This window comes from Streptococcus mitis, from assembly GCF_002096925.1.
Taxonomy (GTDB): Bacteria; Bacillota; Bacilli; order Lactobacillales; family Streptococcaceae; genus Streptococcus; species Streptococcus mitis_AF.
Window position 1 is genome coordinate 1 of the sequence record NZ_NCVN01000022.1, and the last position, 12491, is coordinate 12491.

Annotated in this window: 15 protein-coding genes; 13 read left to right on the forward strand and 2 right to left on the reverse strand. The window is 42.4% G+C overall.

From position 1 onward, the window contains the following. Positions 1 to 379 (reverse strand): transposase (locus B7692_RS05395; RefSeq protein WP_142360026.1); only part of this gene is annotated, 379 nt, incomplete at its 3' end. A 211-nt stretch (positions 380 to 590) separates the two neighbouring features. Here B7692_RS05395 and B7692_RS05405 point away from each other — a divergent pair. Genes B7692_RS05405 through whiA form a run of 8 tightly spaced genes read left to right on the forward strand, consistent with a single transcriptional unit; the run spans position 591 to position 6347 of the window. Then, the gene (locus B7692_RS05405) at positions 591 to 1097 is read left to right on the forward strand and encodes a dihydrofolate reductase (RefSeq protein WP_084930139.1); all 507 of its coding nucleotides are present in this window, start codon (positions 591 to 593) and stop codon (positions 1095 to 1097) included. Beyond that, the gene (locus tag B7692_RS05410; protein WP_000442260.1) at positions 1097 to 1267 is read left to right on the forward strand and encodes a hypothetical protein; all 171 of its coding nucleotides are present in this window, start codon (positions 1097 to 1099) and stop codon (positions 1265 to 1267) included. Before B7692_RS05405 ends, B7692_RS05410 begins: the two co-directional genes overlap by 1 nt. A 36-nt stretch (positions 1268 to 1303) precedes the next feature. Next, positions 1304 to 2536 carry an ATP-dependent Clp protease ATP-binding subunit ClpX gene (gene clpX, locus B7692_RS05415; RefSeq protein WP_025169664.1) on the forward strand — a complete coding sequence of 411 codons (1233 nt, stop codon included), beginning with the start codon at positions 1304 to 1306 and terminating at the stop codon, positions 2534 to 2536. An 8-nt stretch (positions 2537 to 2544) separates the two neighbouring features. After that, complete coding sequence (gene yihA / locus B7692_RS05420) at positions 2545 to 3132, forward strand: ribosome biogenesis GTP-binding protein YihA/YsxC (protein ID WP_000422605.1); 588 nt, start codon at positions 2545 to 2547, stop codon at positions 3130 to 3132. Positions 3133 to 3142: 10 nt separating this feature from the next. Continuing rightward, on the forward strand, positions 3143 to 3523 hold the full coding sequence (locus B7692_RS05425; protein ID WP_001140420.1) for a RidA family protein: 381 nt from the start codon (positions 3143 to 3145) through the stop codon (positions 3521 to 3523). Positions 3524 to 3574: 51 nt separating this feature from the next. Continuing rightward, positions 3575 to 4465, forward strand: a complete 891-nt coding sequence (gene rapZ / locus B7692_RS05430) for an RNase adapter RapZ (RefSeq protein WP_084925753.1) — start codon at positions 3575 to 3577, stop codon at positions 4463 to 4465. Beyond that, complete coding sequence (locus B7692_RS05435) at positions 4462 to 5439, forward strand: YvcK family protein (protein WP_001231075.1); 978 nt, start codon at positions 4462 to 4464, stop codon at positions 5437 to 5439. Before rapZ ends, B7692_RS05435 begins: the two co-directional genes overlap by 4 nt. Continuing rightward, complete coding sequence (whiA, locus tag B7692_RS05440) at positions 5436 to 6347, forward strand: DNA-binding protein WhiA (protein ID WP_084930140.1); 912 nt, start codon at positions 5436 to 5438, stop codon at positions 6345 to 6347. The genes B7692_RS05435 and whiA overlap by 4 nt, the downstream gene beginning before the upstream one ends. Positions 6348 to 6767: 420 nt before the next feature. On the opposite strand, the gene B7692_RS05445 is transcribed toward whiA, so the two are convergent. Then, a complete protein-coding gene (locus tag B7692_RS05445) occupies positions 6768 to 7736 on the reverse strand; it encodes an NAD(P)/FAD-dependent oxidoreductase (protein WP_084930141.1) in 969 nt (322 codons plus the stop codon). 135 nt (positions 7737 to 7871) lie between these two features. On the opposite strand from B7692_RS05445, the gene cdaA reads away from it, so the two are divergent. The 5 genes from cdaA to B7692_RS05470 all read left to right on the forward strand — a co-directional run bounded on the left by cdaA (position 7872) and on the right by B7692_RS05470 (position 12155). Beyond that, a complete protein-coding gene (gene cdaA / locus B7692_RS05450) occupies positions 7872 to 8729 on the forward strand; it encodes a diadenylate cyclase CdaA (protein WP_084930142.1) in 858 nt (285 codons plus the stop codon). Continuing rightward, positions 8716 to 9480, forward strand: coding sequence for a CdaR family protein (locus tag B7692_RS05455; RefSeq protein WP_084930143.1), 765 nt, complete (start codon positions 8716 to 8718; stop codon positions 9478 to 9480). The genes cdaA and B7692_RS05455 overlap by 14 nt, the downstream gene beginning before the upstream one ends. Before the next feature lie 24 nt (positions 9481 to 9504). Continuing rightward, positions 9505 to 10857 carry a phosphoglucosamine mutase gene (gene glmM, locus B7692_RS05460; protein ID WP_084930144.1) on the forward strand — a complete coding sequence of 451 codons (1353 nt, stop codon included), beginning with the start codon at positions 9505 to 9507 and terminating at the stop codon, positions 10855 to 10857. Positions 10858 to 10930: 73 nt separating this feature from the next. Beyond that, positions 10931 to 11305, forward strand: a complete 375-nt coding sequence (locus B7692_RS05465; protein ID WP_084930145.1) for a DUF1149 family protein — start codon at positions 10931 to 10933, stop codon at positions 11303 to 11305. Between the two features lies 1 nt (position 11306). Next, the gene (locus tag B7692_RS05470; RefSeq protein WP_084930146.1) at positions 11307 to 12155 is read left to right on the forward strand and encodes a DegV family protein; all 849 of its coding nucleotides are present in this window, start codon (positions 11307 to 11309) and stop codon (positions 12153 to 12155) included. The last annotated feature ends 336 nt before the right edge of the window (positions 12156 to 12491 follow it).

Here is a 12491-nt window from a genome sequence, read left to right on the forward strand (position 1 = left end):
CCATTTTTAAACGAAGATTGAGGTCCATGAAAAGATTACGTATGAGTTCTTCCATCCCTTCAGCGACTCGAAAACGATTGATGGTGCGATAGCTGACAACCAACGGTCCTGTTAGGTATTGCATAGCGAGATTTTCAATCATCATTTTTTCGATTTTTCGTCCAGAGAAAATCCCTTGTGGATAGGCAAATAGAAGAGTAGCTATAAGCATTTTAGGGTGATAAGACGGACGAGCAAAGGCATGATAGAAGGCATGGAAGTAACAATCTTCCAAGGTATTCACCACTCTTTCAATAGTAAAGACGAGATGGTCCTGTGGAAAGAAAGAACTGATTTCTAGTGGTAAAGTTGTTTGATTTGTGTTATAGTGAATATGCATGGGATGGCCTTTCTAAATGGTTTATTGTGCAATTCTATTTTACCAAGACTATCGTAACCATGCAAAAAAGCAACGGCAAATCCGTTGCTTTTTTTGGAGATAAGGGACTATTGTCCCAGCCTCTTCTTTTCTATCAAACTGAACGCATTCCAAACCAGTCTTTTTTTGAGTTTTTTGATAAAATAGTACTATCAGTGAAAAGGATGGAAGCATGACTAAGAAAATCGTAGCTATTTGGGCCCAGGATGAAGAGGGTGTGATTGGTAAGGACAATCGTCTGCCTTGGCATTTGCCAGCAGAATTGCAACACTTCAAAGAAACAACTCTGAATCATGCTATCTTGATGGGGCGTGTGACCTTTGATGGGATGGGGCGTCGCTTGCTTCCAAAACGGGAGACCTTGATTTTAACACGTAACCCGGAAGAAAAGATAGATGGGGTTACTACTTTTTATGATGTCCAGTCTGTCTTGGACTGGTATCAGGCTCAAGAAAAGAATCTCTATATTATTGGTGGAAAGCAGATTTTTCAGGCTTTTGAACCCTATTTGGATGAAGTAATTGTCACTCAAATTCATGCTCGGGTGGAGGGAGATACCTATTTCCCTGAAGAGTTTGACTTGTCCCTTTTTGAGACAGTTTCAAGCAAATTTTACGCCAAAGATGAGAAAAATCCTTATGATTTTACCATCCAATACCGCAAGAGAAAGGAAGTCTAATGGAACGTAGTATATTTGGTTTTTTTACAGCCATGCTGTGTTTGGTCTGCTTACTTGCTGGGGCACAGGCTTTTCGTAAAAAGCGCTATGGGCTTTCTGTCCTGCTCTGGTTAAATGCCTTTACCAATTTGGTCAATAGTATCCATGCTTTTTACATGACCTTATTTTAGATAGAATGATAGTATAAAATAGAACGGAAGGAAATCATGCCTACAACTAGGAATAATGATATGATGGTTTATTGCTCATTTTGTGGCAAAAGCCAAGAAGAAGTACAAAAAATAATCGCTGGCAACAACGCTTTTATCTGTAATGAATGTGTGGAGTTGGCCCAGGAAATCATTCGGGAGGAGTTGGCGGAAGAAGTCTTGGCAGACTTGTCAGAAGTTCCAAAGCCAATCGAACTCCTCCACATCTTGAACCACTATGTAATCGGTCAAGATCGTGCCAAACGTGCCTTGGCAGTGGCGGTTTACAATCACTACAAACGTATCAATTTCCACGATACGCGTGAAGAGTCAGAGGATGTGGATTTGCAGAAATCAAATATCTTGATGATTGGCCCAACTGGTTCAGGGAAAACTTTCCTTGCTCAGACCTTGGCTAAGAGCTTAAATGTGCCTTTTGCGATTGCGGATGCGACAGCTCTTACCGAGGCTGGTTATGTGGGTGAGGACGTGGAAAATATTCTTCTCAAACTCTTGCAGGCTGCTGACTTTAACATTGAACGTGCAGAGCGTGGCATTATCTATGTGGATGAAATTGACAAGATTGCTAAGAAGAGTGAGAACGTGTCGATCACACGTGATGTTTCTGGTGAAGGGGTGCAACAAGCCCTTCTCAAGATTATCGAGGGAACCGTTGCTAGTGTTCCGCCTCAAGGTGGACGTAAACATCCACAACAAGAGATGATTCAAGTGGATACTAAAAATATCCTCTTCATCGTGGGTGGTGCCTTTGATGGCATTGAAGAAATCGTCAAACAACGTCTGGGTGAAAAAGTCATCGGATTTGGTCAAAACAATAAAGCGATTGATGAAAATAGCTCTTACATGCAAGAAATCATCGCAGAAGATATTCAAAAATTTGGTATTATTCCTGAGTTGATTGGACGTTTGCCTGTCTTTGCTGCTCTTGAGCAATTGACGGTCGATGACTTGGTTCGTATTTTGAAAGAGCCAAGAAATGCCTTGGTCAAACAATACCAAACCTTGCTTTCTTATGATGATGTCGAGTTGGAATTTGACGACGAAGCCCTTCAAGAGATTGCCAACAAGGCCATCGAACGGAAGACAGGAGCTCGTGGTCTTCGCTCTATCATCGAAGAAACCATGTTAGATGTCATGTTTGAAGTGCCGAGTCAGGAAAATGTGAAATTGGTCCGTATCACAAAAGAAGCTGTCGATGGAACAGATAAACCAATCCTAGAAACAGCCTAGAGGTGACTATGGAACTTAATACACACAATGCTGAAATCTTGCTCAGTGCGGCTAATAAATCCCACTACCCACAGGATGAACTTCCAGAGATTGCTCTAGCAGGACGTTCAAATGTTGGTAAATCTAGCTTTATCAACACAATGCTGAACCGCAAGAATCTAGCCCGAACATCAGGTAAACCTGGTAAAACCCAGCTTCTTAATTTCTTTAACATTGACGACAAGATGCGCTTTGTGGATGTTCCTGGTTATGGCTATGCCCGTGTTTCTAAAAAGGAACGTGAAAAGTGGGGGCGAATGATAGAGGAGTACTTAACGACTCGGGAAAATCTCCGTGCGGTAGTCAGTTTAGTTGACCTTCGTCATGACCCGTCAGCAGATGATGTACAGATGTACGAATTTCTCAAGTATTATGAGATTCCGGTTATTATCGTTGCGACCAAGGCGGACAAGATTCCTCGTGGTAAATGGAACAAGCACGAATCAGCAATCAAAAAGAAATTAAACTTTGACCCAAGTGACGACTTTATCCTCTTTTCATCTGTCAGTAAGGCAGGGATGGATGAGGCTTGGGATGCAATCTTAGAAAAATTGTGAGGAAAAGAAATTGGCAAAAACAATTCATACAGATAAGGCCCCAAAGGCTATCGGACCATATGTTCAAGGAAAAATCGTTGGCAACCTTTTGTTTGCTAGTGGTCAAGTTCCTCTCTCTCCTGAAACTGGGGAAATCGTTGGAGAAACGATTCAAGAACAGACCGAACAAGTCTTGAAAAACATTGGTGCTATTTTGGCAGAAGCAGGAACTGACTTTGACCATGTTGTCAAAACAACTTGCTTTTTGAGCGATATGAACGACTTTGTTCCTTTTAACGAGGTTTACCAAACGGCCTTCAAAGAGGAATTTCCAGCCCGTTCAGCTGTGGAGGTAGCTCGTCTTCCTCGCGATGTAAAAGTCGAAATTGAAGTCATCGCAGAGATTGGATAAGCTAGTTGAAGTTTGGTGTTGCCAAACTTCTTTTGATATAAGGAGAACAAGATGACAAAGAAACAACTTCACTTGGTGATTGTGACAGGAATGAGTGGTGCAGGGAAAACAGTTGCCATTCAGTCCTTCGAAGATTTGGGTTATTTTACTATTGATAATATGCCGCCAGCCCTCTTGCCTAAGTTTTTGCAGTTGGTGGAAACAAAGGAAGATGACCATAAGTTGGCCTTGGTAGTGGATATGCGTAGCCGTTCTTTCTTTTCAGAAATTCAAGCTGTCTTGGATGAGTTGGAAAATCAAGATGATTTGGATTTCAAAATTCTCTTTTTGGATGCAGCTGATAAGGAATTGGTTGCTCGTTACAAGGAAACCAGACGGAGTCACCCACTAGCAGCAGACGGTCGTATTTTAGATGGAATCAAGTTGGAACGTGAACTCTTGGCACCTTTGAAAAATATGAGTCAAAATGTGGTGGATACGACTGAACTTACTCCTCGTGAGCTGCGTAAAACCATTGCAGAGCAGTTTTCAGATCAAGAGCAAGCCCAGTCTTTCCGTATCGAAGTCATGTCTTTTGGTTTTAAATATGGAATCCCAATTGATGCGGACCTAGTCTTTGATGTCCGTTTCTTGCCAAATCCCTATTACCTTCTAGAACTGAGAAACCAAACGGGTGTGGATGAACCAGTTTATGATTATGTCATGAACCATCCTGAGTCAGAAGACTTTTATCAGCATTTGTTGGCCTTGATTGAGCCGATTTTACCAAGTTACCAAAAGGAAGGGAAGTCCGTTTTGACCATTGCCATGGGTTGTACAGGTGGACAACACCGTAGTGTGGCCTTTGCTAAACGCTTGGCGCAGGACTTATCCAAGAATTGGCCTGTTAATGAAGGGCATCGCGACAAAGACCGAAGAAAGGAAACGGTAAACCGTTCATGAGAAAACCAAAAATAACGGTGATTGGTGGAGGGACTGGGATCCCTGTCATTCTAAAAAGTCTGCGGGAAAAAGATGTGGAAATCGCTGCTATCGTAACGGTGGCGGATGATGGTGGTTCTTCAGGTGAACTCAGAAAAAATATGCAGCAGTTGACACCGCCAGGTGATCTTCGCAATGTCCTTGTGGCCATGTCGGATATGCCTAAGTTTTATGAGAAAGTCTTTCAGTATCGCTTTTCTGAGGATGCAGGAGCCTTTGCTGGCCATCCGTTGGGAAATCTCATTATTGCTGGCCTGTCAGAAATGCAGGGTTCGACCTACAATGCCATGCAGTTACTGAGCAAATTTTTCCATACAACTGGGAAGATTTATCCTTCCAGTGACCATCCCTTGACCCTTCATGCAGTCTTTCAGGATGGGACAGAAGTTGCTGGAGAGAGCCATATTGCAGACCATCCAGGCATGATTGACCATGTCTATGTGACCAATACCCTCAACGATGATACGCCTCTGGCCAGCCGTCGAGTAGTGCAGACCATTCTTGAAAGTGACATGATTGTCCTCGGACCTGGTTCTCTATTTACCTCTATTTTGCCCAATATCGTGATTAAGGAAATCGGGCAGGCGCTTTTGGAAACCAAGGCAGAAATCGCCTATGTCTGCAATATTATGACCCAACGTGGGGAGACAGAACACTTTACAGATAGTGACCACGTGGAAGTCTTGCATCGTCACCTTGGCCGACCTTTTATCGACACTGTCTTGGTGAATATCGAAAAAGTGCCTCAGGAATACATGAATTCCAACCGGTTTGATGAATATTTGGTGCAGGTGGAACATGATTTTGCTGGTCTTTGTAAGCAAGTTCCGCGTGTGATTTCATCCAACTTCCTTCGTCTGGAAAATGGGGGTGCCTTCCACGATGGGGATTTGATAGTGGACGAATTGATGCGCATTATACAGGTGAGAAAATGAGTTTCACAGTAGCAGTAAAAGAAGAAATCCTAGGTCAGCACCATCTAAGCCGGCATGAATTATCTGCCATTATCAAGATGTCTGGTAGCATCGGTCTCTCGACCTCGGGCCTAACCTTGTCTGTCGTGACAGAAAATGCCAAACTGGCTCGTCACCTCTATGAGTCCTTTCTCCATTTCTATGAAATCAAATCGGAAATCCGACACCACCAAAGAAGTAATCTTCGTAAGAATCGGGTCTATACCGTTTTTACAGATGAAAAGGTGCAGGACTTGTTGAGTGATTTGCACTTGGCAGACTCTTTCTTTGGTCTGGAAACAGGTATTGATCAGGAGATTTTATCAGATGAGGAAGCAGGTCGTGCTTATCTTTGTGGCGCTTTCTTGGCAAATGGAAGTATTCGTGACCCTGAGTCAGGCAAGTACCAGTTGGAAATCAGTTCTGTTTATCTGGACCACGCGCAAGGGATTGCCTCACTTCTCCAGCAATTTTTACTAGATGCTAAGGTGCTTGAGCGCAAGAAGGGAGCTGTGACCTATCTCCAGCGAGCCGAAGATATTATGGACTTCTTGATTGTCATCGGAGCCATGCAGGCGCGTGATAATTTTGAGCGGGTTAAGATTTTGCGAGAAACCCGTAATGACCTCAATCGAGCCAATAATGCCGAGACAGCTAATATCGCACGGACAGTTTCTGCCAGCATGAAGACCATCAACAATATCAGCAAAATCAAAGATATCATGGGATTAGAGAATTTGCCAGTAGATTTGCAGGAAGTAGCGCAGTTGCGGATTCAGCACCCAGACTACTCTATCCAGCAATTAGCAGATAGCCTCAGCACCCCTCTGACCAAAAGTGGTGTCAACCACAGACTTAGAAAGATAAATAAATTAGCCGATGAGTTATAAAGATATAAAACACCTCTTTCTTGACAATTAAATAGAGTATGTGAGATAATAAAGGGGAATTGAGAAGTTCTAGCATTTTAGTGCTAACAGAAATCCCCTTGGTACTGCAATACCGAGGGGATTTTTTCTGGGTTAGATAGCACTAACCAGGAAGGTTACTTGTCGAAGTGATCGACTAACCAACGAGTCACCAGCCATGAGATGATACTCTCGATGACTGCGATAAGTACTATTTTGAGAAGTTCTAGCATCTGTAATACCTCCTTTTCCAAGGCGTATTGTTAGTGCCATCGTTATTATATCACATGCTTTATCAGTTTGATAGGCATTTTTATTTTTGTTAAAGAAGGGGAAAGGTATGAGCTGATCAGAACGTAGATGAACTATAAAACCACGAATCGTAGGACTCGTGGTTCTTTTTTATAAGCTGGTTGAGTGTTTTGGTTGCACTTTTTGTTCAGGGTCAATGTAATTGATGGCATTGTTGACAGCGGTTGGAGCTTCCCCTAGACCTGTCGCAATCAGATCAATTTTTCCGTCATAGTAGCAGCAGTCACCGATAGCATAGATACCTGCTTGGCTAGATTCTTGCTTGCTGTTGACGATAATCTTGTGGCGGTTGAGGTCCAGACCCCAGTTTTTAAGGTTACCGACAGAAGATTTGAAACCATAGTTGACAAAAAGGTGGTCTAGGTCAATCGTTTCGGTTTCATCAGATTTGACTTTTGTGATTTCAAGTTTATCGAGCGTTTTTCCATCTCCAAGGAGTTGGCTAGGGATGAATGGTGTCTTGATGGTCACAGATGATTCCTGCAAGGCTTGGACACTGTGTTCCAAGGCGCGGAAATTATCTCTGCGGTGAACAAGGGTAGTCGGTGCAATTTTTTCAAAAGCTAAAGCCCAATCAACAGCCGAGTCTCCACCACCAAGAATCGTCACTTTCTTACCAGCGTATTGCTGGATGTTGGAAACATGGTAGTGGATATTTTCATAGCCCTCAACGCCTTCTAGTTCTAGCGGACGTGGTTTGAAGGCACCGCCACCCATAGCGATGATAACAGTTTTAGACAGGTGACTTCCTTTAGAGGTTGTAATCTTAAATCCCTCTTCTTGTTTTTCAATCTCAAGAACCGTTTCGTTGAGATGAATAGGGGTATCAAAGCCGTTTAGTTGTTCAATCAAGCGGTTGATCAATTCTTCTCCAGTCAGATTTGGGAAACCTGGTACGTCTAGGATTTCCTTTTCAGGGTAGAGAATAGCAGGTTGTCCACCTAGTTGGGGAAGAGAGTCGATGATTTGGACCTTGGCTTGGCGTAGGTGGGCATAGAAGGCTGCAAAAAGCCCGACAGGACCACCACCTACAATGGTAATATCATAGAGTTGAGACATGGTTTCTCCTTTGTTTTTTCTAGTCAATTTATTTTATCATATTTTTCCTTAATTTAAAATGAAGTAGGATAGGGAAAAAATGCCAGAAAATGGTATAATAGAGAGGAACGCGTTTGGACAGAGAGGAGACAGCAGATGAACTTTCAACAATTATCCAACCTGCAATATTGGACTAGCTTGTTTTCTAGTCCTTGGAGTATTGCCATCAATCTGTTTGATATTTTGATTGTGACCTATGTTTTGTATCGTTTTACAAAAGCGATAGCTGGCACCAAGATTATGATTTTGGTACGGGGGGTCTTGATTTTTGTATTAGCCCAGGTCGTGGCCAATATCCTTGGTTTAACAACGATTTCTTGGTTGATTAATCAGATTATTACCTATGGGGTTATTGCTGCGGTTGTTATCTTCTCTCCAGAGATTCGGACTGGTTTGGAACGTTTGGGAAGGGCGACAGATTTCTTTTCTACTACTCAAATTAGTGCAGAAGAGAAAATGATTCGTGCCTTTGTTAAGTCAGTTGAATACATGAGTCCCCGTAAGATAGGTGCTTTGGTTGCCATTCAACGAGTTCGGACCTTGCAAGAATACATTGCGACAGGGATTCCCTTGGATGCCAAAATTTCGGCAGAACTCCTCATCAATATTTTTATTCCCAACACTCCTCTACATGATGGTGCTGTGATTGTTAGAGAAAATCGGATTGCAGTCACCTCTGCCTATCTGCCCTTGACAGAAAGTACAGGGATTTCCAAGGAATTTGGGACCAGACACCGAGCGGCTATCGGTTTGTCAGAAGTATCCGATGCCTTGACCTTCATCGTGTCAGAGGAAACAGGTGGTATTTCTATTACTTACAATGGGGTCTTCAAGCATAATTTGACGATTGAAGAATTTGAAGCAGAACTACGAGCAATTCTTTTGCCAGTTGTTGAGGAAAAAGTAAGTTTCAAGGACCGTTTGCTAGGAGGTTGGAAATATGAGAAAAAATAGTCTATATATCATTTCATCTCTCTTTTTTGCTTGTGTCTTATTTATCTATGCAACGTCGACCAACTTTCAAAATAGCAATACCACAAGGCAGGTCAAATCAGAAACCTATACCAATACGATAACGAACGTTCCTATCGATATTCACTATGATGATGACCAGTATTTCATTAGCGGATTTGCATCAGAAGTTTCAGTTGTGCTGACAGGTGCTAATCGTGTGACCTTGGCCAGCGAAATGCAGGAGAGCACTCGTAAGTTTAAGGTCACAGCGGATTTGACGGATGCCAGTGTTGGAACGATTGAAGTTCCCTTGAACATTGAAAATCTTCCAAGTGGATTGACTGCTGTGGCAACGCCTCAAAAGATCACAGTGAAAGTTGGGAAGAAGGTTAAGCGAGATGGTATGATTGTTGTGCCACAAGTTGACCAAAGCCAGATTGATCCCAAGCTACAAATTGATAGTGTAACCGTGTCAAACGAACGAGTTTCTGTCACAACTGACCAAGAGACACTAGCTAAAATTGATCGTATTATTGCGCTTTTACCAACCAGCGAACGCATAACAGGTAATTACAGTGGCTCAGTACCTTTGCAGGCAATCGACCGCAACGGGGTAGTTTTACCAGTAGTTATCACTCCGTTTGATACAACAATGAAGGTCACTACAAAACCAGTAACGCCAAGTTCAAGCACAAGCAGTTCGTCGGAGACATCTTCGTCAACGAAAGCAACCAGTTCAAAAACAAATTAAAAATAGGAAAAGGATTTTATAAAAATGGGTAAATATTTTGGGACTGATGGAGTCCGTGGAGAAGCTAACGTAGAATTAACGCCAGAATTGGCCTTTAAACTAGGACGTTTTGGAGGCTATGTTCTCAGTCAACATGAAACGGAAGCACCGAAAGTCTTTGTAGGACGTGACACACGTATTTCAGGGGAAATGCTAGAATCTGCCTTGGTGGCAGGTCTCCTTTCAGTAGGGATTCACGTATACAAACTAGGCGTTTTGGCAACACCAGCAGTAGCTTACTTGGTTAAAACTGAAGTAGCAAGTGCAGGTGTCATGATTTCTGCTAGCCACAACCCAGCCCTTGATAATGGGATTAAGTTCTTTGGTGGTGATGGCTTCAAACTAGATGACGAAAAAGAAGCAGAAATTGAAGCCTTGCTAGATGCTGAGGAAGACACTCTTCCTCGTCCAAGTGCAGAAGGCTTAGGAACCTTGGTAGATTATCCAGAAGGCTTGCGTAAGTATGAAGGATACCTTGTTTCAACTGGAACTCCTCTTGATGGAATGAAGGTTGCCTTGGATACAGCTAATGGTGCAGCTTCTACAAGTGCCCGTCAAATCTTTGCAGATCTTGGTGCTCAATTAACTGTTATTGGGGAAACACCAGATGGTCTTAACATCAACCTTAATGTTGGTTCAACCCACCCAGAAGCCCTTCAAGAAGTGGTCAAAGAAAGCGGATCAGCTATCGGTTTGGCCTTTGATGGAGACAGTGACCGTTTGATTGCTGTTGATGAAAATGGTGAGATTGTTGATGGTGACAAAATTATGTACATCATCGGGAAATACCTTTCTGAAAAAGGACAATTGGCCCAAAATACAATTGTAACAACCGTTATGTCTAACCTTGGTTTCCACAAGGCCTTGGACCGTGAAGGTATTAACAAGGCAGTAACTGCAGTCGGCGATCGTTACGTTGTTGAAGAAATGCGAAAATCAGGCTACAATCTTGGTGGTGAACAGTCTGGTCACGTCATCTTGATGGACTACAATACAACAGGTGATGGCCAATTATCTGCTGTTCAATTGACCAGAATCATGAAGGAAACTGGTAAGAGCTTGTCAGAGTTGGCTGCAGAAGTAACCATCTATCCACAAAAATTAGTCAATATCCGAGTGGAAAATGCCGTGAAGGAAAAGGCTATGGAAGTTCCAGCTATTAAGGCTATCATCGAGAAGATGGAAGAAGAAATGGCAGGGAATGGCCGTATCCTTGTTCGCCCAAGTGGAACAGAGCCCCTTTTGCGTGTTATGGCAGAAGCGCCTACGACAGAAGAAGTAGGCTACTATGTTGATACCATCGCAGACGTAGTTCGAGCTGAAATCGGGATTGACTAAATCCTAGAAAACTAGATGAAAATTAAAAATTATGGTACAATAGCTTATAATATTGTAGCCGAGGGAGAAAGACATGAATCTTAAACGTGAACAAGAATTTGTTAGTCAGTATCATTTTGATGCGCGTAATTTTGAATGGGAAAATGAAAATGGAGCTCCTGAAACTAAGGTGGATGTGAACTTCCAATTGCTCCAACATGATCAAGAAAATCAAGTGACTTCCTTGATTGTCATCTTGACATTTATGATTGTATTTGATAAGTTTGTCATCAGTGGAACCATTTCACAGGTAAATCATATCGATGGCCGTATTGTCAATGAACCAAGTGAATTGAGCCAAGAAGAAGTGGGAACTTTGGCTCGCCCATGTTTGAATATGCTCAACCGTTTGACTTACGAAGTAACTGAAATTGCATTAGACTTACCAGGAATCAATTTGGAGTTCTAATATGAAACTAGCTGTTATCACAGATTCTTCTGCCTATCTCAGTGCAGAGACCTTGCAAAGAGAAGATTTGTATGTCTTGGATATTCCTGTCAATATTGATGGTGAGGAGTATGTCGAAGGTATCAATCTGTCTGCTGAGGAATTTTATCAAAAAATGGCTCAGGCATCTGAATTACCTAAGACCAGTCAACCAAGTATTGCCAAGTTAGATGAAATCTTAACTTTGCTCAAAGAACAAGGTTATACACATGCCTTGGGGCTTTTCCTATCTTCTGGAATTTCAGGTTTTTACCAAAATATCCAGTATATGATAGATGAATATGAGGGCTTAACCATTGCTTTTCCAGACACTTTGATTACAAGTGCTCCTCTGGGTATCATGGTTGAAAGCGTCTTTAATTGGCGTGACCAGGGCGATGATTTTGCCAGCATTCAGGATAAGCTAGCTATTCAAATCAGCCGTACGTCAGCCTTTATCATGGTAGATGATTTGGACCATTTGGTGAAAGGTGGGCGCCTTTCAAATGGGGCTGCCATTTTGGGCAATTTGCTTAGCATTAAGCCAATCCTCTATTTCAATGACCAAGGTGTGATTGAAGTTTACGAAAAAGTTCGTACTGAAAAGAAAGCAACCAAGCGCTTAATTGAAATTATCAAGGAGACAACGGCTTCAGGCCAATATCGGGTCATTGTCATTCACGGAAATGCTCCTGAAAAGGCTGAAGAATTGCGTCAACACTTGCTTGAATCTGGAGTGGGTACGGATATTTCACTAGCTACATTTGGTAGTGTCATTGGGACACACCTAGGATCAGGAAGCATTGCTCTGGGTTATATTCCAGTGATTTAGTTAGCACTTCTAGACTAGTTAAGATGCCTTGTATCTTAGCAATTGAATACGGACTACCTGCCTCTTGAAAAAAGATGCCTGTCTTGCCTTTCGTGGAAAGTCAGCGCCATTTCCTATTTTTCATGGGCAGCTAACGTCCTTAGTATCTTGATAATTGAACACGCCTGGAACCCTGTGTGAAAAAGATAGTTCTTCCAAGGAGTAGACACTTCTTGATCAGAACTTCTATTTTCACTTTGTGTTCCTACAGGCTTTGTATCTTAGCAATTGAACACGGACTACCTGCCTCATGAAAAAAGATGCCTGTCTGGCCTTTCGTCGAAAGTCAGCGCCATT

Coding starts and splice junctions, on each gene's coding strand:
- yihA (WP_000422605.1), top strand. CDS start 2,545: ATGGAACTTAATACACACAATGCTGAAATCTTGCTCAGTGCGGCTAAT.
- rapZ (WP_084925753.1), top strand. CDS start 3,575: ATGACAAAGAAACAACTTCACTTGGTGATTGTGACAGGAATGAGTGGT.
- B7692_RS05445 (WP_084930141.1), bottom strand. CDS start 7,736: ATGTCTCAACTCTATGATATTACCATTGTAGGTGGTGGTCCTGTCGGG.
- B7692_RS05470 (WP_084930146.1), top strand. CDS start 11,307: ATGAAACTAGCTGTTATCACAGATTCTTCTGCCTATCTCAGTGCAGAG.
- B7692_RS05410 (WP_000442260.1), top strand. CDS start 1,097: ATGGAACGTAGTATATTTGGTTTTTTTACAGCCATGCTGTGTTTGGTC.
- clpX (WP_025169664.1), top strand. CDS start 1,304: ATGCCTACAACTAGGAATAATGATATGATGGTTTATTGCTCATTTTGT.
- glmM (WP_084930144.1), top strand. CDS start 9,505: ATGGGTAAATATTTTGGGACTGATGGAGTCCGTGGAGAAGCTAACGTA.
- whiA (WP_084930140.1), top strand. CDS start 5,436: ATGAGTTTCACAGTAGCAGTAAAAGAAGAAATCCTAGGTCAGCACCAT.
- B7692_RS05405 (WP_084930139.1), top strand. CDS start 591: ATGACTAAGAAAATCGTAGCTATTTGGGCCCAGGATGAAGAGGGTGTG.
- B7692_RS05435 (WP_001231075.1), top strand. CDS start 4,462: ATGAGAAAACCAAAAATAACGGTGATTGGTGGAGGGACTGGGATCCCT.
- B7692_RS05465 (WP_084930145.1), top strand. CDS start 10,931: ATGAATCTTAAACGTGAACAAGAATTTGTTAGTCAGTATCATTTTGAT.
- B7692_RS05455 (WP_084930143.1), top strand. CDS start 8,716: ATGAGAAAAAATAGTCTATATATCATTTCATCTCTCTTTTTTGCTTGT.
- cdaA (WP_084930142.1), top strand. CDS start 7,872: ATGAACTTTCAACAATTATCCAACCTGCAATATTGGACTAGCTTGTTT.